At 41.2% G+C, this 25041-nt stretch carries 26 protein-coding genes; 19 read left to right on the top strand and 7 right to left on the bottom strand.

All coding sequences use genetic code 11. The features are described 5' to 3' along the window. Positions 1-138 precede the first annotated feature (138 nt). From OTG27_RS13440 to OTG27_RS13460, 5 genes are all read left to right on the top strand, one after another. On the top strand, positions 139-324 hold the full coding sequence (locus tag OTG27_RS13440) for a hypothetical protein (RefSeq protein ID WP_268937197.1): 186 nt from the start codon (positions 139-141) through the stop codon (positions 322-324). 85 nt (positions 325-409) lie between these two features. Continuing rightward, the gene (locus OTG27_RS13445; protein WP_268937198.1) at positions 410-538 is read left to right on the top strand and encodes a DUF1731 domain-containing protein; all 129 of its coding nucleotides are present in this window, start codon (positions 410-412) and stop codon (positions 536-538) included. Between the two features lie 62 nt (positions 539-600). Next, positions 601-1794 carry an LL-diaminopimelate aminotransferase gene (locus tag OTG27_RS13450; protein ID WP_268937199.1) on the top strand — a complete coding sequence of 398 codons (1194 nt, stop codon included), beginning with the start codon at positions 601-603 and terminating at the stop codon, positions 1792-1794. Between the two features lie 282 nt (positions 1795-2076). After that, entirely contained in the window at positions 2077-2349 is a 273-nt protein-coding gene (locus OTG27_RS13455) for a phage holin (RefSeq protein ID WP_063577356.1), read from the top strand. A gap of 187 nt (positions 2350-2536) precedes the next feature. Next, positions 2537-3016, top strand: coding sequence for a C40 family peptidase (locus OTG27_RS13460; RefSeq protein ID WP_034305456.1), 480 nt, complete (start codon positions 2537-2539; stop codon positions 3014-3016). A gap of 86 nt (positions 3017-3102) precedes the next feature. Here OTG27_RS13460 and OTG27_RS13465 read toward each other — a convergent pair whose 3' ends face one another. Both OTG27_RS13465 and OTG27_RS13470 read right to left on the bottom strand, forming a co-directional pair. Beyond that, entirely contained in the window at positions 3103-3639 is a 537-nt protein-coding gene (locus OTG27_RS13465; protein ID WP_268937200.1) for a GDYXXLXY domain-containing protein, read from the bottom strand. After that, a complete protein-coding gene (locus OTG27_RS13470; RefSeq protein ID WP_268937201.1) occupies positions 3632-4690 on the bottom strand; it encodes a DUF2157 domain-containing protein in 1059 nt (352 codons plus the stop codon). The genes OTG27_RS13465 and OTG27_RS13470 overlap by 8 nt, the downstream gene beginning before the upstream one ends. 232 nt (positions 4691-4922) lie before the next feature. Here OTG27_RS13470 and OTG27_RS13475 point away from each other — a divergent pair, with 232 nt between their 5' ends. The 5 genes from OTG27_RS13475 to OTG27_RS13495 all read left to right on the top strand — a co-directional run bounded on the left by OTG27_RS13475 (position 4923) and on the right by OTG27_RS13495 (position 13063). Further along, positions 4923-5243: a PadR family transcriptional regulator gene (locus tag OTG27_RS13475; protein WP_034305446.1), complete on the top strand. Its 321-nt coding sequence runs from the start codon at positions 4923-4925 to the stop codon at positions 5241-5243. Continuing rightward, the gene (locus OTG27_RS13480) at positions 5240-5794 is read left to right on the top strand and encodes an HAAS signaling domain-containing protein (protein ID WP_268937202.1); all 555 of its coding nucleotides are present in this window, start codon (positions 5240-5242) and stop codon (positions 5792-5794) included. Before OTG27_RS13475 ends, OTG27_RS13480 begins: the two co-directional genes overlap by 4 nt. Further along, complete coding sequence (locus OTG27_RS13485; RefSeq protein ID WP_063595111.1) at positions 5787-6581, top strand: DUF4097 family beta strand repeat-containing protein; 795 nt, start codon at positions 5787-5789, stop codon at positions 6579-6581. The genes OTG27_RS13480 and OTG27_RS13485 overlap by 8 nt, the downstream gene beginning before the upstream one ends. Before the next feature lie 476 nt (positions 6582-7057). After that, a complete protein-coding gene (locus OTG27_RS13490; protein ID WP_268937203.1) occupies positions 7058-8254 on the top strand; it encodes an MFS transporter in 1197 nt (398 codons plus the stop codon). A gap of 165 nt (positions 8255-8419) precedes the next feature. Beyond that, complete coding sequence (locus OTG27_RS13495) at positions 8420-13063, top strand: hypothetical protein (protein WP_268937204.1); 4644 nt, start codon at positions 8420-8422, stop codon at positions 13061-13063. A 305-nt stretch (positions 13064-13368) separates the two neighbouring features. On the opposite strand, the gene OTG27_RS13500 is transcribed toward OTG27_RS13495, so the two are convergent. Both OTG27_RS13500 and OTG27_RS13505 read right to left on the bottom strand, forming a co-directional pair. Continuing rightward, the gene (locus tag OTG27_RS13500) at positions 13369-13680 is read right to left on the bottom strand and encodes a hypothetical protein (RefSeq protein ID WP_268937205.1); all 312 of its coding nucleotides are present in this window, start codon (positions 13678-13680) and stop codon (positions 13369-13371) included. 53 nt (positions 13681-13733) lie between these two features. Then, positions 13734-14279 (bottom strand): glycine-rich domain-containing protein, encoded by a 546-nt coding sequence (locus tag OTG27_RS13505; RefSeq protein WP_268937206.1) that lies wholly within the window; start codon positions 14277-14279, stop codon positions 13734-13736. Between the two features lie 251 nt (positions 14280-14530). On the opposite strand from OTG27_RS13505, the gene OTG27_RS13510 reads away from it, so the two are divergent. From OTG27_RS13510 to OTG27_RS13530, 5 genes are all read left to right on the top strand, one after another. Beyond that, positions 14531-14761: an excisionase family DNA-binding protein gene (locus tag OTG27_RS13510; protein WP_034305425.1), complete on the top strand. Its 231-nt coding sequence runs from the start codon at positions 14531-14533 to the stop codon at positions 14759-14761. A gap of 740 nt (positions 14762-15501) precedes the next feature. Next, positions 15502-16521, top strand: coding sequence for an AI-2E family transporter (locus OTG27_RS13515; RefSeq protein ID WP_063577349.1), 1020 nt, complete (start codon positions 15502-15504; stop codon positions 16519-16521). 336 nt (positions 16522-16857) lie between these two features. Continuing rightward, the gene (locus OTG27_RS13520; protein ID WP_268564764.1) at positions 16858-17679 is read left to right on the top strand and encodes a basic amino acid ABC transporter substrate-binding protein; all 822 of its coding nucleotides are present in this window, start codon (positions 16858-16860) and stop codon (positions 17677-17679) included. A 78-nt stretch (positions 17680-17757) separates the two neighbouring features. Then, entirely contained in the window at positions 17758-18414 is a 657-nt protein-coding gene (locus OTG27_RS13525; RefSeq protein WP_054397812.1) for an amino acid ABC transporter permease, read from the top strand. Beyond that, entirely contained in the window at positions 18411-19133 is a 723-nt protein-coding gene (locus tag OTG27_RS13530) for an amino acid ABC transporter ATP-binding protein (RefSeq protein ID WP_048685484.1), read from the top strand. Before OTG27_RS13525 ends, OTG27_RS13530 begins: the two co-directional genes overlap by 4 nt. A 62-nt stretch (positions 19134-19195) precedes the next feature. Here OTG27_RS13530 and OTG27_RS13535 read toward each other — a convergent pair whose 3' ends face one another. From OTG27_RS13535 to OTG27_RS13545, 3 genes are all read right to left on the bottom strand, one after another. Beyond that, entirely contained in the window at positions 19196-19567 is a 372-nt protein-coding gene (locus tag OTG27_RS13535; protein ID WP_268937207.1) for a hypothetical protein, read from the bottom strand. 162 nt (positions 19568-19729) lie between these two features. Then, positions 19730-20611 (bottom strand): cidABC operon transcriptional activator CidR, encoded by an 882-nt coding sequence (cidR, locus tag OTG27_RS13540; protein ID WP_268937208.1) that lies wholly within the window; start codon positions 20609-20611, stop codon positions 19730-19732. Between the two features lie 159 nt (positions 20612-20770). After that, positions 20771-21196, bottom strand: a complete 426-nt coding sequence (locus OTG27_RS13545) for a universal stress protein (RefSeq protein WP_268937210.1) — start codon at positions 21194-21196, stop codon at positions 20771-20773. Between the two features lie 166 nt (positions 21197-21362). Between OTG27_RS13545 and OTG27_RS13550 the strand changes: the two genes are divergently transcribed. From OTG27_RS13550 to OTG27_RS13565, 4 genes are all read left to right on the top strand, one after another. Then, positions 21363-21758, top strand: a complete 396-nt coding sequence (locus tag OTG27_RS13550) for a MerR family transcriptional regulator (RefSeq protein WP_098187153.1) — start codon at positions 21363-21365, stop codon at positions 21756-21758. Between the two features lie 71 nt (positions 21759-21829). After that, on the top strand, positions 21830-22597 hold the full coding sequence (locus OTG27_RS13555; protein ID WP_098187154.1) for a 3-hydroxyacyl-CoA dehydrogenase: 768 nt from the start codon (positions 21830-21832) through the stop codon (positions 22595-22597). 70 nt (positions 22598-22667) lie between these two features. After that, positions 22668-23813, top strand: a complete 1146-nt coding sequence (locus OTG27_RS13560) for an acyl-CoA dehydrogenase family protein (RefSeq protein WP_057278711.1) — start codon at positions 22668-22670, stop codon at positions 23811-23813. Between the two features lie 25 nt (positions 23814-23838). Next, entirely contained in the window at positions 23839-24990 is a 1152-nt protein-coding gene (locus OTG27_RS13565) for a thiolase family protein (protein WP_268937211.1), read from the top strand. Positions 24991-25041 lie beyond the last annotated feature (51 nt).

The raw sequence follows: 25041 nt of genomic DNA on the forward strand, positions 1-25041 counted from the left end.
GTTCACCAATTATTGCACAGCGGCAGGAGTTGCTACCATTTAATGTAATAACATGGTGTGATATATGTGAATTACTTCACATATAAGGCGCTCGTTATTATTCATATTATTAACTCATAAACGAAAGTGGTTGGTTATATGCGAGATGGGGGAGTGATGACCCCATATAGGAATTTGGTTAAATTCGCACTGGGAGGCCATAAAGGATCAGGAAATCAGAAATTCAGTTGGATACATATAGAAGATTGTCCATTTTCTAAGAAAGAATCAGGAGCTGAGCGGGGTGTTCAACTGTTCATCGCTGCATCCAGTTACAAATCGTGAATTGATGGCTCATTTGAGAAAGCTCATGAATATTCGGAATTGACTTCCCTGTCCAACTCCCATTCTTGAAATGGGGACTTTCTTTATGGGGACCGAAACGGAATTGATATTAAAAAGCTGGCGGGTCATACCTGAGAGATTGGAAAAGGCGGGGTATGCATTTAAATTCGATGATCTCGATGAGGCTCTCGAACAGATACGGATGAAGTCTTAAAATACTCGTGAAAGATTGCTATAATGATAGATAGAAAATCATTAATGGAGGGGAATCGCAGAATGAATATGACTCCATCTGAAAAAGTCGGAAGATTCACAACAGGAATATTTTCAGAGTTGGCGGCCCGCAAGCAGGATGCAATGAAACGGGGGCTGGATGTTATCGATTTGAGTGTAGGAAGTCCGGATTTACCCCCGCCTGATTTTGTAGTGGATACGCTTGTGAAGTATGCGCAGGATCTCAATTCTTACGGGTATACGTTAAAAGGTACGCCTGAATTCCATGAGGCAGTCCGGTATTTTTATCGGATGCGTTATGGAGTGGAGCTGGATGCAGAAAGGGAAGTCCTCCAACTGATGGGGTCACAGGATGGCCTTGCACACCTGGCAACGGCGATGATAAACCCTGGAGATTATGTGCTGGTGCCAGATCCGGGATATCCAATTTATGAAGCGAGTGTGGAACTTGCCGGCGGAATCATTCATCCGATGCCGCTTACTGCCGAAAATGGATTCCTGCCGCAGCTGAACGAAATTCCGGATGAAATACTGAAAAAGACGAAAATGATGATCATCAGTTATCCAGGAAATCCTGTCACGGCCCTTGCTGATGAGACTTTCTTTTCGGACGTTATATCGTTTGCGAAAAAGAATGAAATAATGGTGGTTCACGATTTTGCTTATTCGGAATTGATTTTTGATGATCATCCGCAAATTAGTTTTATGTCCATTCCTGGTGCCAAGGAAGTGGGGATTGAATTTAACTCACTTTCCAAAACTTTTAATATGGCCGGCTGTCGCATTGGGTATGCAGTGGGCAATCAAGAGGCGCTGAACATCCTGGGAACGCTGAAATCACACATCGATTATGGGGTTTTTTATCCTATTCAAAAAGCTGCCGAAATGGCGCTAACTTCCAATCTTTCGCTGCTATCCGAACAGGTTAAGGAATACCAGTCCCGACGTGATGCCTTGATTTCAGGTCTTGCGGAAGGGGGATGGCATGTACCGAAAACATCAGCTACGATGTTTATTTGGGCCCAAATTCCTGCTGGCTGGAAATCACGGGATTTTGCCTATGCATTGATTGAAAAAGCAGGGGTAACGGTCGTTCCAGGCAATGCTTTTGGGAAGCAGGGTGAAGGGTATGTCCGGATGGCCTTGGTCCAGCCGGCCGAGAGATTGACTGAAGCTGCCGAACGGATCAGAGTGTTTTTGCAGGAAAAAATGGAGTGTGAAAAATCTAGCATTTAATATATTCAGATTTTAAGAACGTTCGATCACGAGCACACCGAGGAGTATATAGAGCTCGAGGAAGCTGTTACTTACTTGTTAAAGTGAGGCGCTCTCTAGTGTTTTTAAGAACTACTTTGAAGGTCCATCCTCTGATGGGCTTTTTTTATGTTTATGGGAAACTAGCGTGATAGATTATGAATGGAATTTCCGAACGTAAGAAGGACAAGCCGCATAAAATATAGCAGGTCCGCGACAATCTTCAATGAAGCGGACTTAATAGGATAGAGAGGGGGAAAAGCAATGATCAACTGGAAAGTGCGTCTTAAGAACCCTACGTTTATATTCACTGTACTCCTTCCTGGGCTTTTAATATTGGCGCAGATGGTTGCCGCGTTCATAAACAATTTCATTACTCCTATAGGCTTTACCATTACTGATGATGCATTGAACGGCGCTTTAGGCATCATTAACTTCATAGCGCTTACATTTTTTGGGGTCGGCGGTGTGGTCGATCATACAACTAAAGGTTTAAGTGACAGTGAAAATGCACGACAATACAAGGAACCTAAGTAATGGACACTATTCTTTCAGTTACTGAAAAGTAGAGTATACCAGATAGCACCGTATTAGCTAGAAAACGGCGTTATCTGGTTATTTTTTTTTGCAGGGATGACGATCGCCGAAAATGATTTGGTCTAAAAACCGAAATGTAACATACATTTAAAATTGTGGTTCATTTTCAGTTTGGGGAGGAAAAAGGATGAGTTATCGTTTACCAGTTTCAAAATGGTTTGCAGCCATAGTTTTAGTCGGGGCATTATTGACGGCATTCATATTCAGTCCGGCTAATGCTTCAGCCTCTATCAATTATGGTGATGAAGTTGCCGCTTTGGCAAAGAAGCAGGTGGGAAGCAAATATAAATATGGGGGGACGACCCCTAAAGGGTTTGATGCTAGCGGTCTTACCCAATATGTATATAAAAATGCCGCCACAGAAATGAAGATTCCAAGAACGAGTGCGGACCAGTATAAAACCGGAAAGGCCGTGAAGCAAAAAGATTTGAAAGCGGGCGATTTGGTTTTCTATGCGACAGGTAAGAAAGGGCAGGTCTCTTTTGTAGGAATCTATTATGGAAATGGCACATTTGTCGGTACCACCACCAAAGGGGTCAAAGTGGTCAAAATGAGTGATGAATATTGGAAAGAAAAATATATAGGGGCTAAACGGGTCATTAAGTAACAATCTGAATTCACATGATAATAGTCCAGAAAACAAAAGAGCATCGAAAAACCGATGCTCTTTTTGCTAGTCATATCCGGGGCCATTCATTCAATGATGATATCGGTTAAAACAACATGGCCATTACGAACTTTTACGACGGCCACTGAAGGATTGGCCAATGCTTCCTTCTCCATTTCTTTTGCCTTTTCTTCGGATGCGAAATAATTGTCCAGACCGTATCTGATCTGAATGGATTTAGCATTTTGCAGGTCATAAGGGACTTCCAATTCCCCTTTTAGGTACACGCCTTCGCCGGGTTTTTCTTTCGTTACGTAATCGACAACATATAGTCCATCCTTATTTTGTTTTAAACGTACATATACCTTTTTATAATCACCCATATTCCTTATATTGAACTCGGTTTTAATCGAGTCATCGACTTGCGACGGCTTTACTGATTCAATTTCGTATTTCAAAGCCACATAGCTTCCCCTAAACAAATCAGTCGGGTCGACCGGGGCTGTTTTGATTTTGATTACATCTCCTGTCATTGTTGTCCAGACCGGGGGAAACGCCAAGATTAACAAAATCAAGACTGGAATGGAAAATACGATGAGTGGCCGGAATGATGGATTACTCATTGAGTTCCCCTCCTTTTTTTCGTTGGTTTTCAAAGAAGAAGCCAAAACCGATGAGCATGATTCCACCGATGATGAATGTAAGCGATTTTGGCAGGAAGTCAAAGGAGTAGATGTAATATCTGAAAATCAGTACACATATTATCACGATGCTGGTCAAACTGCCTTTTAGAATCAGATAAAGCAGAAAAACGAAATAAGCTATAGGAAACCAGATTGAAAAATCAAAGGTAAGGAAGAGTGCGGTTAAACCATGTAAGATATGCCCTTGTATGTGTGTGATGTTTTGTAATTTGGCTCTTACCGGAATATAGGCAAGCACGATACCCAGTACAAACAAGATGGAAAGGACAATCGTATTCGAATTTTCAAACCCTAGTTTCGGCACGAATTCCATAAGAAATAAGGCAATTGTATTGATGGCTAAAGCGTTAATGAAAAAGGTCAGATAATTAGGGTAATCGAATTTCTTTAACAGAATGTATAAAGCCGGTAGAAACACAAGAATGGCAAGCGGATAAGATGTTTCATCAACGAATATACTTCCATTCAAATAAATGAAAAGCAGGAAAGATGTAAAAAGGAGGATGAAAACATCCTTCAAATAGTATCCAATGAATACCGTTCCAATCGCCCATAATAAAAAGGAATTGTTGAAATTGATGCTAATGTTAAACATCTGCTCGACTAGAAATATCCCTGCACCAAAGATCAGGATACCTGCATAATGCAGACTTCGTGACGTTTTGGGAAAGCGTGCCTGCACCTTCACGCCAGCAAAGTTCACTCCGATTAGGCATGCAATGATAAGCAGGAATTTAACCGCTTTACTCAAATAGATCCAGTTGCTGGCCACGAAGGTCAATACGCCTAAACCTAAAAGAAGTGCCCCAATGGATAATAGAATCGTGATGAAGTTCAAATTGCCTTTTACATCATAGGAACCTAACATCCTCACTTTCTCTTGCCGGGAGATGACTCCTTCCTTTTCAAGGTAATTAAATTCATGTTCAAGAAAATCGAATTGCTTCTTTGTTATTGCTTTGTTGGCCAAAGTAACTCCTCCTTCCACATTTTACTATTATACATCGTATTCTCTTGCAGCTTTGAATATAATGCTAATTTTCTTCTACCCTTATTGGAATGCGTGTAGGACATAAAAATATTTATAGTACCTTGCAATGAACAGTACCATGTGGTAAATTATTTACATAAGATGTATTGTTCGGTGTTCAGTACTGTTTATTGAACTATACTGAAAAACTTTTGGAAGGAGTGAAGGTGCTATGAATGTACAATTTAAGAAAGGTGTCCTGGAACTGTGTGTTCTGGTGTTACTGGATAAGCAGGATCGCTATGGGTATGAACTTGTACAGAAGATTTCGGATCAAATTGAAATATCGGAAGGGTCGGTATATCCACTTTTAAGACGATTGACGAAGGAAGAGTATTTTACGACATATTTGCAAGAATCAACAGAAGGGCCTCCGCGCAAATATTATACATTAACCGAAAAAGGACGGAGATACCTTCAAGAACTGCTGATGGAATGGAATGAATTTTCCAATGGGGTCAACCAATTAATCAAGGAAGGTGTGAACCAATGAATAAAGAACAATTTTTAAAACAATTGAATGCCTCTTTAACCAGACTTTCCTTAGAGGAACGGGAAGATATCCTTCAAGATTACGAAGAGTATTTCGAAATTGGAATGGAAGAAGGGAAGTCAGAGCAGGAAATCTCCAAATCCCTTGGGAATCCTAAACAGATTTCCAAGGAACTGATGGCAACCTATCATCTTGGTCAGGTAGAACAAACGACTTCTGCAGGTAATGTTATGCGGGCAGTTTGGGCAGTCATTGGTTTGGGGTTCTTTAATTTAGTGATCGTTTTGGGACCATTTATAGCCTTGATCGGAGTTGTCATTGCAGGGTGGGTTTCGGCGATAGCGTTCATTCTTGCTCCGCTTGGCGCTCTGTTTAACCTTGTGTTAGGTAACTTTCAATTATTCGATTTTTTCTTCGCATTGGGACTATGCGGGATTGGCATTTTCATTGCCATGGGAATGTTTGTCGCTACGAGTGCTTTAACTAAAGGATTCATTCGCTATTTAAAATTTAACGCTTCCCTTGTGAAAGGCGGTTTGAAAAATGATTAATGTAAAAAAATTATCGATCATTGCACTTGTATTGTTATTGATCGGGGTAATAGGAAGTCTGTTTACGTTTTCCCAAATGACGAATAAGGAAACGACTACAGAGGAAAAAACGATTTCGGAAATCGTGACGGACATTCAGATCGACGCTGACAATGCAGCTGTAGAGATCGTGCCAACGAAGGATAAGGAGACCAGGATAGAGTTGGTTTCAAAAGGGATGGATGTTTCCAAGTTGGATTTCACTGCAGATGTGGAAGGGAAGAAGCTTTCGGTACAATTAAAGGATCGACGTACGTTTAGCTTTGGTTTTCATATTCAATCCTTACATTTAAAGGTGTATGTGCCTGATGAATCTTATAAATCCTTTGTCGCCGAATCCGATAATGGAAAATTGCAAATAACAGGATTGAAAAGTGAAAATCTAAATGTGAAATCTCAAAATGGCCGGGTAGAATTAAATGATATAATAACCGAAAAAGTTGAAGTGAAATCTGCTAATGGAAAAGTAGAGCTTAATAATGTGGAGGGAAAACTAGTTGGTTCATCGAATAACGGTAAAATCACATTAGTCACGAAAGACTTGGATAGGGAGATCGAACTCGAAAGTAATAATGGTAAAATCATGATCAAAACGGAGAATGAACCGACAAATACAACTTTCGATGTTCATGTTGACAATGGGAGAGTGGATATCCTTGGTAAGTATGAGGGCGATACTGTCATTGGCAAAGGTGAAAATCTAGTTAAATTGGAAACGAATAATGGGAAAATCGAGATAACGAAATAGTCGTGAAGCATGAAAAGCCGATCCAATTGGGATCGGCTTTTTTCAGTTATGCATCCCCTTTTCTTAAGGAGATAAGGAAAAACATTTAAAGTTTTTCCTTTTAGATGTTTTTGGAATTTAATAAGATAGGGTGTAGAACCATCCTTCACTTGCAGAATGGTTGTTTCAGGGGATGTTTTATGAAAATTTGAATGTAAGGAAAATCCATTATGCTGGAGGAATGCGTTTCAGCTAAGAGCCGTTACGGATGAATAGAGGCAATGGTTTAATGTATTACAGCATGGAGAATCTAAATTATTGGTTCGCATACGGAGGGTAAGTGGACGGAATGATCATGAATGTTAAAGGGGGAGCCCTATGTCATATTGGGTTTTTATTTATATATATATATTTAGGTACACGAAATAAATCATTCGCTTATTTTAACCAATTTTAGTAAACTGGCAATGACTATTATAATTAGAAGGTGAAGGAATATGAGGGAAACCTTAGTGGATGAACGGGTAAGAGGGACTGATAAAATCTGGACACGTGATTTCATCATGATCTGTTTGGCAAATATGTGCATCTTCATGGGTTTTCAAATGACGATGCCGACCCTCCCGTTGTTTGTGGAACAGCTTGGCGGTGATGATCGTCTTGTGGGGGCTGTCCTTGGAATCTTCACTTTTTCGGCCTTGCTTGTCCGGCCAATTGCCGGAAGATTATTGGAGACGAAAGGAAGGCGCATCGTTTTTCTTGCTGGGTTAGCCATTTTTGCATTGTCAGTGGGTTCCTTCGGTTTCATGGGGAGCATCGGCTTGTTATTCATGATGCGGATTGTACAGGGCGTCGGCTGGGGATTTTCTTCAACGGCTTCAGGAACGATTGCTTCCGATATAATCCCTGCGAAACGGCGGGGTGAGGGGATGGGGTATTACGGATTATCGGGTAACTTAGCACTGGCATTCGGGCCATCATTGGGTCTTTTCCTAGTTACGGTACTTCCGTTCCAAGAGTTGTTTTTAATCTGCTCTTTATTAGGATTGCTTGCCATCATTGCAGCATCACTTATTCGGTATCAAAAAGTGGAAAGTGATCCTTCGGTTGCTGTCAGAGCCAAAAGGTTTGATATTTATGAAAAAAGTGCCCTTCAGCCATCTTTGCTCATTTTCTTCATCTCCGTTACATTTGGTGGAATTGCAACCTTCCTTCCCCTGTATACAGCGGAAAAAGGTGTAGATGGAATTCAGTGGTACTTTTTAGTATATGCAATGGCCCTTATGGTCACGAGATTATTCGCGGGCCGACTATATGACAGAAGGGGACATCGAGCCGTATTCGTGCCTTCAACGGTACTCATCATGGCTGGGATGCTGCTGCTTGCATGGATGCCGAGTGAAGCAGTACTTTACATTGCGGCAGTGCTTTATGGATTTGGCTTCGGTTCTGTTCAGCCGGCGCTGCAGGCATGGTCGATTGAAAAGACGGCACCCAATCGGAAGGCGATGGCGAATGCCACATACTTTTCATTTTTCGATCTTGGAGTGGGCATAGGTGCCATCGTGTTCGGGCAGATTGGCTTCCTCTTCGGATATAGGAGCATCTATATCACGGCGGCCGCCTCGATTTTCATTTCGATGATCGTTTATTTATTCATCATCAGGAGCGAGGATAAAGGAAAATCAATATAAGGATGTTGAATGGCTTCAATGGAAGTCATTCTTTTTTTTGAGTCAGCAGGAACACGCTTGGTGCATTATCCTGAATATTTTAAAAATGGAAAAACTTTGTTATTATCGAAAAGAGATTATACATAAGATGATAGAAGGTCTATTTGAAGGAAGGGGAAGCTTGGAATGAATGACTCTTCAAACGAAGAAATGACATTAGAAAGAAGGAAGCGTATTTTCCAAGAAGAGCTGGATGTTTTATGGGAAAGGCGGCTCATCCCTAAATCAGAATATATCCGGATTAGCAGGGCTTACAATCGGCATTTCCAATTAGCCCTCCATAAACAAAAGCGCTTAGAGCAAGAAAAGAAGAAACCCACCCATGGAACTGAAACGATAATCGGTGAAAATGCCGATAAGAGGAGGATTCAGGATAGCCTGATCGAAGAATCTTCATTCCAATTAAGGGGATCCAGTGGATTGAATGAAGCGCCTACTGAATCTGGTTTCGAGGAGAGCCTTGAACCTGTCAAGGAGAGCAATGATAGGAAACCGGTTATTCAAAAGCAGGCCATCAAGCGGGATAAACCGGTAAAACCGGCAAAGCCGAAGAAAACACCTGAACAAATCAGGGAACGGAATATTTCTGTCATCCTGCTCACTGGGGTCATATTGCTTCTGTTTGGCGGGTTGATTTTAGCAACCACTTCATGGGGGGATCTGAATGCGGTCCTGAAAGTTTTCTTCATTGGAATGGTTTCCGTCATTTTTGCAGGGATGGCCTTCATCGCATCGAAGCTGAAAATTAAACAAACCGCTTTTGCATTCCTGACGCTAGCGGGGCTGTTCATTCCGATTACGATATTATCAGCTTCATATTATCGGATTTTTGGAGAGTACCTTTCACTTAATGGTGATGGGCGGGGGCTTCTGGGGTTTCTTGGGGGATTACTTTGCTTAGCCATTTATTGTAAGATTGCTGACTTCTTCAAGTCGAAAATATTCATTTTCATTTCAATATTCACTTTTGCCATTACCTGCTATTTCGGATTGGCTTTTGTGACGCCAACTATCGAGTGGATGTTTTTGGCGATTGGCATTCTTAATTTAATACTAGTATGGAATATGGAGCAATTGAAAAATCAAAAAGCCTTAACGCTATTCAAACCATTCATTTTTCAATTCATCCAGTTTAAGCTCATCGTGGAAGCCTTTGTGATCCTGACGTTATTTTCAAGCAACTTGGTGTATTCGCTAACGTTGATGGTCTTTTCTGTTTTGTTTTTGATTTTTTCGGTCAAATTCAAAAAAAAATATTATGAAATGGCTTTTAGCGCCGTTTTCACGTATGGATATATCCATCTTGTTTATAACTCGTTTTTAAGTGAGTACATGATCATTGCATTTGCACTTGTTCCAATCATTTTTACTATGCTATCGAAATATCTGGCCAAAGCCAAAAGGACTAACCTTTCGAAGAACTTCATGATTACCAGTTTGATTGAGAGCGGGATCGTTTTCTTATATAGTAACGCGATGGTGTACCAGGATAACTATGCGCAAATATTCATCGCGCTCATGTTAGTATCCGCCCAGCTTGCTTATGTTTCCCTTCATTCGGGAAATTCAAGCTTCACGTACCCGGCTGTTGTTGTTTTCGACTTAGCGTTCCTATATCTTTTCTTTGCCTTGCAAATCTCTTTTTCTACCATTTTAAATCTGTTATTTGTTGTTCAGGTCATTCAATATCTTGGAGTATATCTATATAACCGTCACCCAAGGTACAGCCTGTTTAAGAAGAGTATCTTACTTATCTCCCCAATGATCATGCTAGTGATACTTACCAGTAAATTGAGCGAAATGGCTTGGCTTGCTGTTAGTGCAGAGCTCGCCATGATCTCTGGGCTTTTCTTCATCACCTATATAAAAGACGAATCAAAGCATATGAAGGAAAACGCCATATACGGATTTCCGATCACTTTCATACTGGCTTTGGTTGCTTTCTATCCATATTTGACGGAAAGTTTAGAATGGGTTCGGTCAAATATCCCGCTCAGCGTCTATTTAATGGGTGTTTCACTGATTTCCATCGGAGCAGCTTACACATTTAAAAAGGGATACCATAAATTGTTTCCAGTTTTTGCGTATAGCGGACAGATTCTTTCCTTCCTTTCCTTGATATCGATTCCCTTCAATTCACAGAATCCTTTGGAGGCAAGCGGAGTGATTGCCGTAGCTACCGCAATGAACGGCTGGTCCGTCCATATACATCGGAAGCAAATATTCTGGGTGCCTGTCGTGATTACAAGTGCCAGCTTATATGCCTCACTCTACGATGTTTTTGATTTTGCTTCAATGGAGCTGAGGATTGCGTTCGTGTTGCTCGGCCCCATTATCTTTTTCCTATTAGGAGAATGGCTTGGGAAATATTCGAAAAATGGGAAACTGTATTTCATTTACGCAAGTCACCTTGCCAATTTACTGGCGATTCCCGTTGGATATTTGCTCATCATCCAAACGGAAAGTTCACCGTTCCTATATGTTGCACAACTCTTGATTTATATTTTAAGTGCTTTAAGGGCACATGTGAAATGGGAAAAATACGTTTTTACTTACCTAGGGTTTTCGACCCTTTTCCTACAGGTCCATTTATTTGTGGTAAACATCGAGCAAATAGTATTCATTACATCAATATGCATGATGATTACAGCAGGACTCATAACCATTCTGTGGGGGTTATCCAATAAGAATTGGAAAGGCATCATGGAGTATTACCTTATTCCATTCATTCATTTAGGGATAAGCATATCCATTTTGGAAACGGCAATCCGGGACTTTCCACTTAACCGCGAGTTAGTCTGGGTAGGAGTGATGACTGTACAGCTCTTGTTTGCCTGGTATCTGCTCATGCAAAGAAACTGGCGGAACTATGTTGCCGCTCCTCTAAGCCTGGCGTTCATCTTCTATAATCTGTATGTAAATACATTGCCTCTGGTTATGGCGTTTATCGTATTGCTTGTATGTATGTTTGTGATGTTGATGGCTAGCAGACGCCTTTTCAAAGGATTGCTCAACCAAGAGGGAACAAAGAGAGTCATTGATTATTATCGGATTTTTGGCTTGCTATATCTATGTACTCTGAATCTGGAAGTGTTTACGAGTGACTCAGATTCTGTGATTTTAGAGATTTTTGTTTCCCTGCTGTTGCCTAGCTACTTCATCCTGATAGGAAGATTCACAATCTATAAGAAAGAAAAAAGCATTTACTCGGGAATAGCGGCTATCATCGGCCTTTTCCCGTTCATCAATATCATCGATTATGCCCATACACTTCCAATCGTCATGAGTTTGGCTGTTCTTTTTGGCTGTATGGCAGGAATGTTGTTGTTAAGCAGGTTGTATTCCAGAGGATTACTCAAGAAAAACGGATCAGGCATCATCAGCTTTGATCCTTTCAGGATTTATGGTTTATTCTTTTTGATCGATATGAATGCAGAGGTTTTTAATGATACTAAACATCAGTTACTCCAAGTCTTTGTATCGCTGCTGTTAACCGCTTATTTCATTTTCCTGAGAAGCTTGACAGAGGAAAAGCTAGAAAGGAAAATCTATTCCAATATTGCTGCACTAGTCAGTCTGTATCCCTTCCTGATCATAGTTGGCTATGCCGACAGCTTATCTGTTGTAATGGGATTGCTATTCCTTTTTGGCTGTATGTCAGGGATGCTGCTTTTAAGCTGGCGTTATTTCGATGGTTTAATAAAAAAGGAAGAAACAGGAATTACCTTCGATGCATACAGGATATATGGCCTGCTGTTTTTACTGGCCATGAATAGGGGAATCCTAGCATCTGAAACATCAAGCCAGTTACTTCAGGTTTTCGTCTCGATCTTGATCACGGTTTACTTCATCTTGATTGGAAGTTTCTCAAAGGATGTAAAAGAAAAGGGCATCTACGTTTGGCTGACGGGAGTTCTCAGTTTGTATCCGTATTGGATCATCATCATGTACGCGGACACATTACAGCCTTTCGTTGGAACGGCAGTCCTTCTTGGATGTACGGCCATAATGGTCTTGCTAAGCAAGAAATACTTTAAAGGTTTGCTTGATAAAGGCGGGGCAGGACTTCAATTGGATTTTTACAGAGTCTATGGTCTGCTGTTTCTTATTGCCATGAACATGGATGTTTTGACGGGGGGACCGACACATTTCATTTTGGAAATCATCGCGGCACTTCTGATTCCGGCCTATTTCATTTTGATGAGAAGCACGACGACAGGCATGTTGGAAAGAAAATCCCAGATGGCAGCAGCGATTTTGTTCAGCCTATATCCGTATTGGGTCATTGTCGATCAGCTCACGATTCCTCCTGTATTTGAGGAGGAGGTGAATATTCTGCCGCTGTTCATTGTCAGCACCACTCTGCTGAGGAAAATATTTGTTAAAGGCAAAGTCACACAATATATCGAAAGCGGGATTGTTTTCCTATTGTTTTTAGCCCTGATCATTGATGCAATGGCAGGAAACACCTTATATGATGCCCTCATTATCGGAACCGTGTCATTGGCAGCAATGCTCTTTGGATTCATGATGAAATACAAATCCTATTTCATCGCTGGGACTGGGACGATTTTATTCAATGTCTATATGAATACCAATTCGATGTGGAGCGAGATGCCATGGTGGCTGTATTTAATCATCGGCGGAGGGCTGCTTATCGGAATTGCATCTTTCTTTGAATGGAAAAAACAAAAAGACAACCGGACATCGAAGGAGGTACTTGAGAAAAATAAACAAAGGATCAAGAATTGGTTCAATCGGTGGAATTAATGAAGAAGGAAATGGATTGCGTTAGATACCCAAGCTCAAAACCTTGGACGAAAATTCAAAGGGGTTCGGAATTTATTAATTCCGAACCCCTTTTGCCTGTAAACCGAGAGCACTTAAAAGCTCTCTTCCTCTGCTTCTATTTTTTTTATTTCCTCATCCCAATCATGAAGCCTGAATTTTCGAATCTCATTATCATCCATATCAGTTGTAACTCCTTTAAAATTGAGTGAAAAACTAAGCACGATCAATCAGTTCATCTAATGCTTGTGTATACAAAAACGCTTGGATTTCTCCAAGCGAAAAGCTCAAGACGAACAAGAACTGCATGAAGAACAGCTGGAAGACGAATCAGAACTGCTGTCATGGGAACCGGTATGGCCACCATGATCGGCATGGCCGGATCCGGAGGAAACCGTGTTCGGTTCATTCCCGAATATATCTTTAAATTCGCTGTCAAAATCATCAGTGCTTGCATAAGTGAAATAGGCAGGAGCTGCGTAGTCCGTCTGGTTGTAGGTTTTCCGCCCATTCAATTCTGTCATGGGCCGATTTTCTTTAAATTGTGAAGTGAAGGCTTCAAAGGTCCGTTCCGCTTGTATACTTGTCGGTTTCCGCATATATTTCCCTTTTAACTGCTCCAGCTCCAACGTTTCAAAATCGCGGAGAAGCTTTAGCCCTTTATCATGTTTGAAAAATTTTCCCCACTTTTGAATGGAATGGGTGTCCACCGTAAATAGCTGTACATAGTAAAAGTCAAAAAGAGTGCGCTCTTCGGGTTTGAAAACGGGTTCTGAATGGTCCTACCGATGAAAACCTGGCAAAACTCATCATATTCCTGACTATAGTTCAGCATGATATGCCATAACTCATCGATGACTGAATTAAACATTTCAACTTTTCCAAACACTGCAGCCATAATCAAATGGCGTTTCAATTCACGCCAGGCCTGATTGACCTTTAACTGTGAGTACCGTGGATGCTTCAGGCGGAATTCAGTATTGACCTTTTCCATATAATCGAAATCCAGTGCTTTATTAAGCTTTTCTATCAATGCTTCTGAAACGACTTCAGTTGCATGAAGATCTAAAGTTTCTTCACGGTATTTACGGAATTCATTTTGATAGCGTTCCATTTTAGCCGGTTCACTTAGCCCTTTAACGAAATTGACAAGTAAAACAGCAAAAATTGCCGCAAGAATGACATAAAAGAAGGTCATTTTTGTCCACTCCTCTTAATCTATGGATATATTGCTTTAACATTATCTTACATGTTAATGGAAGGGATTGTAAGCTGTTTTATCTAAAATGTTCCATTCGCGGAAATTGATTAATCTCGTGAGGTTAAAGGACAATACCTTGAATCGGGTATCGTCCTTTCCTTGGCATGTAAGGGATTTTCAGTTAAAAATCAAGCGCTTCAAATAATGCCTCATATCTAGTATAGTTATAGGGGAAAAGGGGTGAAGGCATGTACTTGACAGTAAAAGAGACTGCGGAATATCTATCGATGCCGGAATCTTATATAGAAGGTTTGATCATTCAAAATAAAATTCGCACCGTTCATGATGGTGAGCAGCATTTGATTTTTAAAGATCAGTTTAATATGCATCTTGAACAGATGGAGAAATATAAGAAGGATTTAGCGGATTATTATAACGAACCCATCCCCGAAGATATCGATGTGAAAGATGAAGATTAGCATCTGTCCATTTAGCAGTTGCTGAGTTTCAAAAAGGAGGAAGGTACGAGAATCCTGCTTAGAAAAGCGTGTCAGGGGAGACCCCACAGGCGCAAGCCGAGGAGGCTCCCCGACCGCCCGCGGAAAGCGAGTGTCTGGAGCGGAAATCAATGCCCAAATTGTACAGCCATAACAAAAGCTGAGGCCTTATGCTTCAGCTTTAGTTTGTAGATAAAAGGGGTCCTGAAAGCATATCTTTCATCAAGTGAAGTTCCCGAATCATTTGCCCCAAAACAACACCTTCAACTCCATAGGTAGGTTCGTTCTAAATTTAAGAACAGAGTTGATTGAAGTGAAAGGTACGAGGTTCCTGCTAAGAAAAGCGTGTCTAGGGGAGACCCCACAGGCGCAAGCCGAGGAGGCTCCCCAACCGCCCGCGGAAAGCGAGTGCCTGGTGCGGAAATCAACTTCCAAATAGTACAAACCAATAAAAAACCTTAGACATACTCGATTTTCATTGAGTTTGTCCAAGGTCTGACATCTGCCGATTTGTCAGATGTTTTTTCATGCAGAAATGGCTGTCAAAGTAATGGTCGAATTTCCGAAAAAGGTCTTTAAATACGTCTGTATCATGGGAATTACTGATCATTCAAATAATTTTGTTGTCAATGCAAGGTAATTGTAGTAGAATTCCTCAATTCCGTGTAAAATGAAAGGTAGATGGAATTATCACGGCAGAATGGTAGTTAGGAGATAGGTAAGTGGTAAAAGAGTATTTGCAAAGCGAAGGTTTTTCAAGGTTAATTACATTAATTGTGTTAGTCCTCTTTTTAATAAGCATCGGCAGTATGGTTAATATCGTGTTATTCACATTTGTTTTCACTTTCCTGATGGGAAGGCTGGAGCAATTTATCATGATTCGGCTGAATAAAGTAGTGCATATCAACTCTAAGGTTGTCATAAGCTTTTTATATGTAGTCGTCATTTCTTGTTTAGCCATCGTACTTTATAAATATCTACCGGTCATTACGCTACAATTCACGGAATTAGTGACACAGATCGTTTTCTTCTTTCAACATCCACCAGATAGCAGGGTCATTCAATATGCCATTAATATAATGAACGAGCTGGAATCGCCGCTCGATCTTCAAAAACAGATGAATACACTCTATCTTTATATATCCGATTTCGGTAAACTGGCATTTCAAATTTTCATTTCCATGTTGCTTAGTCTATTTTTCTTATTGGAAAAAGATAAAATCATTCGCTTCACTTCTAAATTCAAGCGCGCCAAATTCAAGTCTTTCTTTATAAACTTAAGCCACTTTGGCGTCAAATTCATCAATTCATTCGGGAAGGTGATCGAGGTCCAGTTCTTGATAGCCATTACGAATGCTGTCCTATCCGTAACTTTCTTATGGATTCTTGGCTTCCCGCAGTTGCTTGGTCTAGGGATCATGATTTTCTTTCTTGGTTTGATTCCGGTTGCAGGGGTCATCATCTCCCTCATCCCGCTTAGCATGATTGCCTATAGCATCGGCGGCATGCCCAAAGTGATTGCTGTATTAATCATGATTGTTGTGATCCATGCAATTGAAAGCTATATTTTAAATCCGAAATTCATGTCGGCAAAAACGAATCTTCCAACATTTTTCACCTTCATCATCCTATTGTTTTCCGAGCACTTCCTAGGAATATGGGGATTGATCATCGGAATACCGATATTCATCTTCCTGTTGGATATGTTGGATATTGAAGAGGGGAATACGGAAGTACCATAATAATCTTTTAGCAGCGGCCGCTAATTTGGCCGCTGCTTTTTTTGTTCCTTAAATCTTTTGAACGGTGGCACTATCTGTTTTCAATATAATATCCATTAACTCGAGTGAAGGGGAGAAAGTTGCCTCTTTCCCTATTAGAGCACAGTTGCGTTTTTAATTTACCGAGTTAATTGATTAAAATTTTATTTTACTAAAGTTATTTATCGACTTTTTATTGCATAAAAAAACAAATAAACGTATAATATTCTTAAAAGAATAAACTGAAAGTTCTCTAAAGTTAGATTTATCTGTTTTTTTTAAAAAAAGAGAGTTTACGAGAGAGAAGAGGGGATTATTTTGAAAAAGGTTTCTTTTTTAGTGTTTGCCTTGGTTGCTTCTTTGTTACTAGTCATGACAGGATGCGGGAAGGATAAGGAAGTCTCGACAACTGGTAAAGAAGAAGAGTCAAATGGGAAAACACTCAGGATCGTGACTGACGCCAACTATGCTCCATTTGAATATCTTGAAGGCGATAAGATTGTAGGATTCGATGTTGATTTCATCAATGCCGTTGCAAAAGAAGCGGGATATGAAGTTAAATTGGAAAGTGTTGGCTGGGATCCGATTTTTGTTGAAATTGAAGGTAAGAGAGCGGATGTCGCCATATCTGCGATTACAGTGAATGACGAAAGAAAACAATCTTATGACTTCTCGGTTCCGTATTTCTTATCCACAAACAAAATTCTCGTTCCTGAGGATAGTGATATAAAATCTGGAGATGAATTGAAAGGAAACGTTATTGCCGTTCAGACCGGTACTACTGGACAGGAAGCGGTAGAGAAACTCCTTGGAAAGAATCACAAGGATATCAAAAAATTCGAAAATAATAACCTGGCCATTCAGGAATTATTGAAGGGCGGAGCATCGGCTGTCGTTGCTGATAATACGGTTGTTGAAGAATATGTGAAAAATAACCCCGATCAAAAACTGAAAGTCGTTGAAGACAGCAAAAGTTTCAATGAGGAGTTTTATGGTCTTATGTTCCCAAAAGGCAGTGAATTGAAATCGGAGTTCGATAAAGCCGTGAATGCCATTTATGAAAATGGGAAATATGCAGAAATTTATAAAGAGTGGTTTGGTACTGACCCAGATATTGAAACGTTGAAAGCACAACAATAAAACAAATGGATAGTAAAAGATTGCGTAACTTTACGTATGAAGTTACGCAGTTTTTTTGGCCTTTAGGAGGGGAACGAAATGAGTTTTCGCTGGGATATTATTTTTGAGTATGCTCCTTTCTTATTAAAAGGGACATTGCTTACTATTGGGCTTTCGGTTTCCTCCATCCTGATCGGAACCTTTTTGGGGTTATTGATCGGTTTAGGGAAAATCATGAAAAACAAAGTGCTTGCCTTTCCATTTTACGGTTATGTCACGGTTTTTCGCGGAACACCGCTTTTAGTTCAAATCTTTTTAATCCATTTTGGAATCGTGCCCTTTTTTACCGGGGAAACGAATGCAGTAACCGCCGGTGTCATTGCTTTATCGTTAAATGCAGCCGCGTATATCGCAGAAATTTTCCGGGCGGGCATTCAATCCATCGATAAAGGGCAAATGGAAGGGGCGCGTTCATTGGGGATGACCCATGCCCAAACAATGATACATGTTGTATTGCCACAAGCTTTCAAACGAATGATTCCTCCGTTAGGAAATGAATTCATCGTATTATTGAAGGATTCATCCCTGCTTTGTGTCATTGCTGCCCCGGAATTAATGTACTGGGGGAAAGCGATGGGGAGCCAGTACTTTAAAGTGTGGGAGCCATACTTGGCTTGTGCCTTCATTTATCTATTCCTGACCCTCATTTTAAGTTTCGTATTAAATAGACTCGAAAGAAGGTTGAAAACAGAATGATAAAGGTGGAGAATCTAAAGAAGTCATTTGGCGAAAATGATGTATTGAAAAATATCAATGCAATCGTTTCCCCTCGGGAAGTAGTCGTGGTAATTGGTCCTTCCGGGTCGGGTAAATCCACTTTTCTCAGATGCATCAATCAACTTGAAACGATTACGGGAGGCCATATTTTCATTGAAGGGCTTGATACGACAGACAAGAAGGTCAATATCAATAAAGTCCGGACGGAAGTTGGCATGGTATTTCAGCATTTTAACTTATTTCCGCATAAGACTGTTCTTGAGAATATAATGCTGGCGCCTATAAAGGTCCGCAAGATATCCAAAGAGCAGGCTTCCCAAAGAGGGATGGAACTGCTTAAGAAAGTGGGACTTGCAGAGAAAGCGAACGCATATCCGGATTCATTATCAGGTGGACAAAAGCAACGCGTCGCAATTGCCAGGGCGTTGGCGATGGAACCCAAAATCATGCTATTCGACGAGCCCACTTCCGCCCTGGATCCGGAAATGGTCGGTGAAGTCCTTGAGGTCATGAAGCAACTGGCCAAGGAAGGCATGACCATGGTAGTTGTGACCCATGAGATGGGGTTTGCAAAAGAAGTTGGAGATCGCGTGATCTTCATGGACGAAGGTTATATTATTGAAGAAAATATTCCTAGTGAGATTTTTAATAATCCCCAGCAGGAAAGAACTAAAGCCTTTTTGAGTAAAGTCCTTTAATTACACGTAAAGAAAAAACCTTCCATTATGGGAGGTTTTTTTTCGGGGCATATCAGGGGGCTTCATTTTATGCATGAAGCTCCTAAAAGCGATTCAGGGCTTTTACCGAGCACAAGCATACTGATTTTTGCATATCCAATATTCTTACTTTGGGAGAAGGTCTGAAGTAATAACTGGATATTCGGATCATCCTTTAACTTTTGAACTTCCTCAATATATAATTCGATAACGGAGGGCATAACGAATTCAGGGGTGTATTCGTTAGGGTTTTCATCCATGATTAATGTGCCCATAAATTGATATTTAAAATGGAGAGCCCGTGTTAAGGCAACGACATGGAGCAGTTTATTAAATAGTTCGGGGTATGAATATTTAATTTTCTCCAGAGCTGCTTCTGATGCCTGTAACTCATCGACATTAGATAAAGTGATCATGAATATCTCCTTTTTAGAACATATGGAATCCATCAGCATTCAACGTGCTATTTACTCATACTAGTCTACCCCCGCTGTAACTCATTGTAAAATGGTTAGATGTTATCACGTGCATAACCCAAATCTATGATAGTGCTTTCATCAATCTTGCTGGATAATCCACTACTTATGGGACCATGCTTCCCTAGTATATTTCAGCCATTCTTTTGCAGCGTATGAAAGGTAATGGTCCTTACTCCATATAAATCCTAAATTCCAGCTAATGGAGGGGTTTCTAACCTTGATTGTCTTTACGCGATCATCATGACGGCATAAACTTTCAGGTAATAGAGCAACGCCAAGTTTACAGTAAACCATTTCCTCAATAAAATCCCATCGTGAACTTTCCGTGACGATATGTGGAGAAAAACCAGCTTCACTACAGGATGAAATGATGAGATCTCGAAGGACGTAATCTTTATTGAATAAGATGAAAGATTCCTTTTCCAGGTCGGCCAAATCAATTTCTTCCACACAAGCATGGGGGTGGGAGGGATGAACTATCAAGTTGATGTCTTCTTCCAAAAAAGCAAAATGGTGAAAAAGCGCGTTGTTGGTTGGCAGGACTATTACGCCTATATCGATTAAATCATTTTGGACGGATTCTTCTATTTTCTTTGAACCATCCTCCACTAATTGAAAGGTGATATTGGGATAGTCCTGGTGAAAACGGCTAAGAATTCGGGGGAAGAAAGAAGCGTCGATGATCGGCGGCAGCCCGATGCGTATATGTCCCTTTTTTAAACCTAATAAATTGTCCATTTCCGTTTCTAAATTGTGAAAGGCCTTATCGATCAATTTTGCCTGGTCTAAGACAACCCTGCCTGCATCGGTCAAGATCAGTTGCTTACGTGAACGATCAAAAAGCTCAACACCTAGCTCGATTTCCAGGTTTTTAATCATCTTGCTGATGGTCGGCTGTGTAATGAATAAATGATCGGCAGCCCGAGTGAAGCTATTGAAATTGGCAACCTCTATAAAGTATTGCAAATGTTTAATATCCATTGCGTCACCTGTTTTCCTCGTTTGAAATTAGTTTCATTTTACCCGTAAACGGAAGTGTTTGTAAAACATGATAAGTTTGGAGTTCATGCACGCATAAATAAGCTGGATTCCAAAGGGGAACCCAGCCTATGAAGGGGCTGGCCATAACTGCCGTAAATTTCATTTGACCAACAAGACAGGAACTGGAGAATGTTGAACGATATAGTGGCTCACGCTGCCCAGGAATTCCTTGAAGCCGCTCAATCCGCGGCTGCCCATGATAATAAGGTCACAATTCTTGGATTTTGCATGTTCCAATAAAGTCGTGATGGCTGAACCTTCTACGACAAATGTTTGGGATGCATTCGGGATTTCGGATAAAAGGGCTTCCGCTTTTTTAATCACTTCCTTGCCATGCTTAAGCATGGATTCTTCAATTTCCTGAAAAGCACTGCCATATATATTTGGCTTGATTGGCAGTGTAACAGCGTGAAGCACCTGGATTTCGATAGCGGGATCCAGCTTTGCTAATTCAATCGCTTTTTCTAAAGACTTTAGTGCCAACTCAGATTCATCATAAGCAACTAATATTTTTGAACATAGCATTGATCGATCATTCCCTTCTATAAAAAGAATATACCCATAGTATATCAATATAAATCTTCCATGCAGATTCATATATTATAAATTTTGTGAATATTTCATTGAAGTTTACGTTAACGTTAATGTTAGAATAAAGGTAAATAATCCCTTTGCAAAGTGTGGTTTTAACATGTACACCATTTCTGAGTTAGCAAAAGAATTCGAATTGACGACAAGGACCCTCCGTTATTATGAGGAACTGGGTATGCTTAGGCCAATGCGTACCGAAACGGGAAAAAGAGTTTATGGAAAGAAAGAATATGCACAGCTCAAAATCATAATGCGCGGTAAGAAGTATGGTTTTTCGTTAGTGGAAATAAAGGATATAGTCCTTTTATTCGATAAGGATAGGACAGGCATTAAGCAATTGGAAAAAACGATTGAAACTGCAGGACAGAAGTTAAACGAACTTAATGAACGAATTAAAGAGCTGGATGGGTTGAAGCAGGATTTTGAACAGGTAATCAAAGGCTTTACCGAAACCCTTCTTGAGTTGAAAATGAACGATAAAACAGGCAAGCGGTGAAATTAATCTTGAAAATAGGTTTTGATGATAGTGAAAGATGAATATATTCTAGAAACAGATGGGGTGAGAATTTGGAAATTCAAGAAACCATTGCAGTTGTGACAGGCGGGGCTTCAGGTCTGGGAGCGGCGACAGTAAGAAACATCATTAAAAAAGGTGGAAAAGCGGTCATATTCGACCTCTCGGAAGAAAATGGCGCTAAAATGGCTCAGGAGTTGGGCGATTCGGTCCTGTTTATTAAAACGGATGTAACTAGTGAAGATAGCGTATCTGTAGCATTGGATGAAGGATTAAAAAAATTCGGTAGCATTAATACTGTCATCAACTGTGCAGGCATTGCCATTGCAGAGAAGGTCATAGGCAGGAAAGGCATACATGAATTGAAAGCGTTCTCAAAAGTCGTGCAAATCAATTTGGTCGGTACATTTAACGTAATCCGGCTTGCAGCTGAAAAAATGGTCGAAAATGAACCGAATCAAGAGGGGGAGCGTGGAGTCATCATCAATACAGCTTCGGTCGCTGCCTTTGAAGGACAAATCGGACAAGCCGCATATAGTGCCTCCAAGGGAGGGATTGTCGGTATGACTCTGCCAATCGCAAGGGAGCTTGCCATCAAAGGGATACGTGTCGTATCGATTGCACCGGGTCTATTCCATACACCGATGTTCGATTCATTACCTGAAGAAGCCAGGACGTCATTAGGGAAAACCGTGCCATTCCCATCAAGGCTCGGGTATCCAGAAGAGTACGCTAAACTAACGGAAAGCATCATAACGAATCCGATGCTGAATGGGGAAACAATCAGACTGGATGGGGCCATTAGAATGTCACCAAGGTAAGTTGTCAATCAAACCATTGTAAATCTAGAAAAAGAGCCTCCGACAAAGGAATGGAGAGGAGATAAAACAGATGAAGCATCCGTACCTAAGTGAAGAACATGAAATTTTCCGTATGTCCTTCCGAAAGTTTTTAGAGAAAGAAGCAGTTCCCCACTATGAACGTTGGGAAGAAGAAAGAATCATTCCCCGGTCTTTTTGGGTGAAAATGGGGGAACAGGGTTTTTTATGTCCGGACCTTGAAGAAGATTATGGGGGTTCCGGGGTAGATTGGGGCTTTGCCGTTATCATTAATGAAGAATTGGAAAGGGTTGGTTCTGGGTTCATTGGTTTCGGACTTCACAGTGATATCACCGTACCGTATATTTCCGCCTACGGAAATGAGTCGCAGAAACAGCGCTGGCTTCGAAAATGTACGACAGGGGAAATCATTACAGCCATTGCCATGACAGAGCCTGGTACAGGTTCGGATTTGGCCAATATTAAAACGACTGCCATTTTGGATGGAGATCATTACATATTAAATGGTCAAAAGACATTCATCACAAATGGCATTCATTCGGACTTGATCATTGTTGCCTGTAAAACGGATCCCAGCGCCGTTCCGAAACATAAAGGCGTTAGCTTAGTCGTGGTCGAAAGGGATACACCCGGATTTTCCAGGGGGAGAAAACTGAAGAAACTTGGCTTGCACAGTCAGGATACAGCAGAACTCATCTTCGAGGATTGCCGTGTTCCAAAGGAAAACCTGCTTGGTGAAGAAGGCAAGGGGTTTATTTATTTAATGGAAAAACTGCAGCAGGAACGCCTTGTGGTGGCAATTTGTGCTCAAACCGCGTCTGAGGATATGCTGGCTGATACGATTGAGTATGTGAAGGGCAGGGAAGCGTTCGGAAAGTCTGTAAGTCAGTTTCAAAATACTCAATTCAAAATCGCGGAAATGGCTACGGAGATAAAAATGGGGCGTGCTTTCCTAGATCAATTGATCACCAAACATATGGCTGGGGAACAGGTTGTAACGGAAGTTTCGATGGCGAAATGGCGTTTGACGGAGACTGCCAGAAAAATATCCATTGAATGCATGCAGCTCCATGGCGGCTATGGGTATATGGAGGAATACAAAATTGCCAGAAGGTATCGGGATGTTCCGGTAGCAAGCATCTATGCCGGCACAAATGAAATCATGAAGAAAATCATCGCTAAGAATCTGGGCCTATAGTAAAGATGAGAAGGGAAGAGAGTATATGCGGGAAGTGGTTATCGTTGAAGGAATTCGCACGCCGGTAGGCAGAAGGAACGGTGTCTTGAAAGACGTTCGCCCTGATAATCTGGCAGGGGAAGTATTGAAGAAGCTGATTGAAAAGGCGGGCATCGATCCTGCTATTGTCGATGATGTCATTTTAGGGTGTGTCTCACAGTCGGGCGAACAGGCCGGTGATATAGCAAGGGTTGCCGCACTGATAGCCGGATTTCCGATTGAAGTGCCGGGAACGACGATTGACCGTCAATGCGGATCAAGTCAGCAGGCAGTCCATTTTGCTTCCCAGGCCATCCTGTCGGGTGATATGGATGTGGTAGTGGCAGGTGGAGTGGAAAACATGTCACGAGTTCCCATGGGGTCAAATCTTCAAGGTGCTGTAACAAGCCAAAAGTATATGGACCTTTACGAGGTGATCAACCAAGGTTTATCAGCTGAAAGAATCGCAGACAAGTGGGGAATAACACGTGAAGATTGTGATCGGTTTTCCGTTGAAAGTCATGCCAAGGCAATACGTGCTCAAAAAGAAGGACATTTTAACCGTGAAATGATATCAGTAATGGGTACTGATAAAGAAGGAAATCAAATCGAAGTTACGGAAGATCAAGGCCCAAGGAGCGGAACTACGCTTGAAGTGCTGGCTGGATTGAAACCGGCATTTCAAGAAGGCGGTTTAATCCATGCAGGGAATTCTAGTCAGATCAGTGACGGTGCTGCCGCTTTATTATTGATGGAACGCAGTAAAGCAGAAGAACTTGGATTGAAACCGCGCTTTAAAGTGCATACACGGGTTGTTGTCGGGTCGGATCCCACCCTGATGCTAACGGGACCGATTCCCGCCACCCAAAAAGCTTTGGAAAAAGCGGGTCTTACAATTGATGATATCGATATCTTTGAAGTGAACGAGGCTTTCGCTCCTGTACCGATTGCATGGCTAAAAGAAACGGGGGCAGACCCAAAGAAGCTGAATCCAAATGGCGGGGCGATTGCATTGGGGCATCCTCTTGGCGGCAGCGGGGCCCGTTTGATGGTGTCCATGATCCATGAATTAGAAAGGACGGGCGGCCGTTATGGGCTGCAAACAATGTGTGAAGGCCACGGCATGGCGAATGCCACCATCATTGAAAGAATGGACTGAAGCTGGACTATCCATTTATGAATATTCGTAATTCGCACGAAAGTAAAAGCT

Source organism: Peribacillus sp. AS_2, assembly GCF_026891895.1.
Lineage (GTDB): Bacteria > Bacillota > Bacilli > Bacillales > DSM-1321 > Peribacillus > Peribacillus frigoritolerans.

Bases quoted from the DNA above. Each gene is read 5' to 3' on its own strand.
- OTG27_RS13440 (WP_268937197.1), top strand. From the start codon at position 139: ATGCGAGATGGGGGAGTGATGACCCCATATAGGAATTTGGTTAAATTC.
- OTG27_RS13445 (WP_268937198.1), top strand. From the start codon at position 410: ATGGGGACCGAAACGGAATTGATATTAAAAAGCTGGCGGGTCATACCT.
- OTG27_RS13450 (WP_268937199.1), top strand. From the start codon at position 601: ATGAATATGACTCCATCTGAAAAAGTCGGAAGATTCACAACAGGAATA.
- OTG27_RS13455 (WP_063577356.1), top strand. From the start codon at position 2,077: ATGATCAACTGGAAAGTGCGTCTTAAGAACCCTACGTTTATATTCACT.
- OTG27_RS13460 (WP_034305456.1), top strand. From the start codon at position 2,537: ATGAGTTATCGTTTACCAGTTTCAAAATGGTTTGCAGCCATAGTTTTA.
- OTG27_RS13465 (WP_268937200.1), bottom strand. From the start codon at position 3,639: ATGAGTAATCCATCATTCCGGCCACTCATCGTATTTTCCATTCCAGTC.
- OTG27_RS13475 (WP_034305446.1), top strand. From the start codon at position 4,923: ATGAATGTACAATTTAAGAAAGGTGTCCTGGAACTGTGTGTTCTGGTG.
- OTG27_RS13480 (WP_268937202.1), top strand. From the start codon at position 5,240: ATGAATAAAGAACAATTTTTAAAACAATTGAATGCCTCTTTAACCAGA.
- OTG27_RS13485 (WP_063595111.1), top strand. From the start codon at position 5,787: ATGATTAATGTAAAAAAATTATCGATCATTGCACTTGTATTGTTATTG.
- OTG27_RS13490 (WP_268937203.1), top strand. From the start codon at position 7,058: ATGAGGGAAACCTTAGTGGATGAACGGGTAAGAGGGACTGATAAAATC.
- OTG27_RS13495 (WP_268937204.1), top strand. From the start codon at position 8,420: ATGAATGACTCTTCAAACGAAGAAATGACATTAGAAAGAAGGAAGCGT.
- OTG27_RS13500 (WP_268937205.1), bottom strand. From the start codon at position 13,680: ATGCGGAAACCGACAAGTATACAAGCGGAACGGACCTTTGAAGCCTTC.
- OTG27_RS13505 (WP_268937206.1), bottom strand. From the start codon at position 14,279: ATGACCTTCTTTTATGTCATTCTTGCGGCAATTTTTGCTGTTTTACTT.
- OTG27_RS13510 (WP_034305425.1), top strand. From the start codon at position 14,531: ATGTACTTGACAGTAAAAGAGACTGCGGAATATCTATCGATGCCGGAA.
- OTG27_RS13525 (WP_054397812.1), top strand. From the start codon at position 17,758: ATGAGTTTTCGCTGGGATATTATTTTTGAGTATGCTCCTTTCTTATTA.
- OTG27_RS13530 (WP_048685484.1), top strand. From the start codon at position 18,411: ATGATAAAGGTGGAGAATCTAAAGAAGTCATTTGGCGAAAATGATGTA.
- OTG27_RS13535 (WP_268937207.1), bottom strand. From the start codon at position 19,567: ATGATCACTTTATCTAATGTCGATGAGTTACAGGCATCAGAAGCAGCT.
- cidR (WP_268937208.1), bottom strand. From the start codon at position 20,611: ATGGATATTAAACATTTGCAATACTTTATAGAGGTTGCCAATTTCAAT.
- OTG27_RS13545 (WP_268937210.1), bottom strand. From the start codon at position 21,196: ATGCTATGTTCAAAAATATTAGTTGCTTATGATGAATCTGAGTTGGCA.
- OTG27_RS13550 (WP_098187153.1), top strand. From the start codon at position 21,363: ATGTACACCATTTCTGAGTTAGCAAAAGAATTCGAATTGACGACAAGG.
- OTG27_RS13560 (WP_057278711.1), top strand. From the start codon at position 22,668: ATGAAGCATCCGTACCTAAGTGAAGAACATGAAATTTTCCGTATGTCC.
- OTG27_RS13565 (WP_268937211.1), top strand. From the start codon at position 23,839: ATGCGGGAAGTGGTTATCGTTGAAGGAATTCGCACGCCGGTAGGCAGA.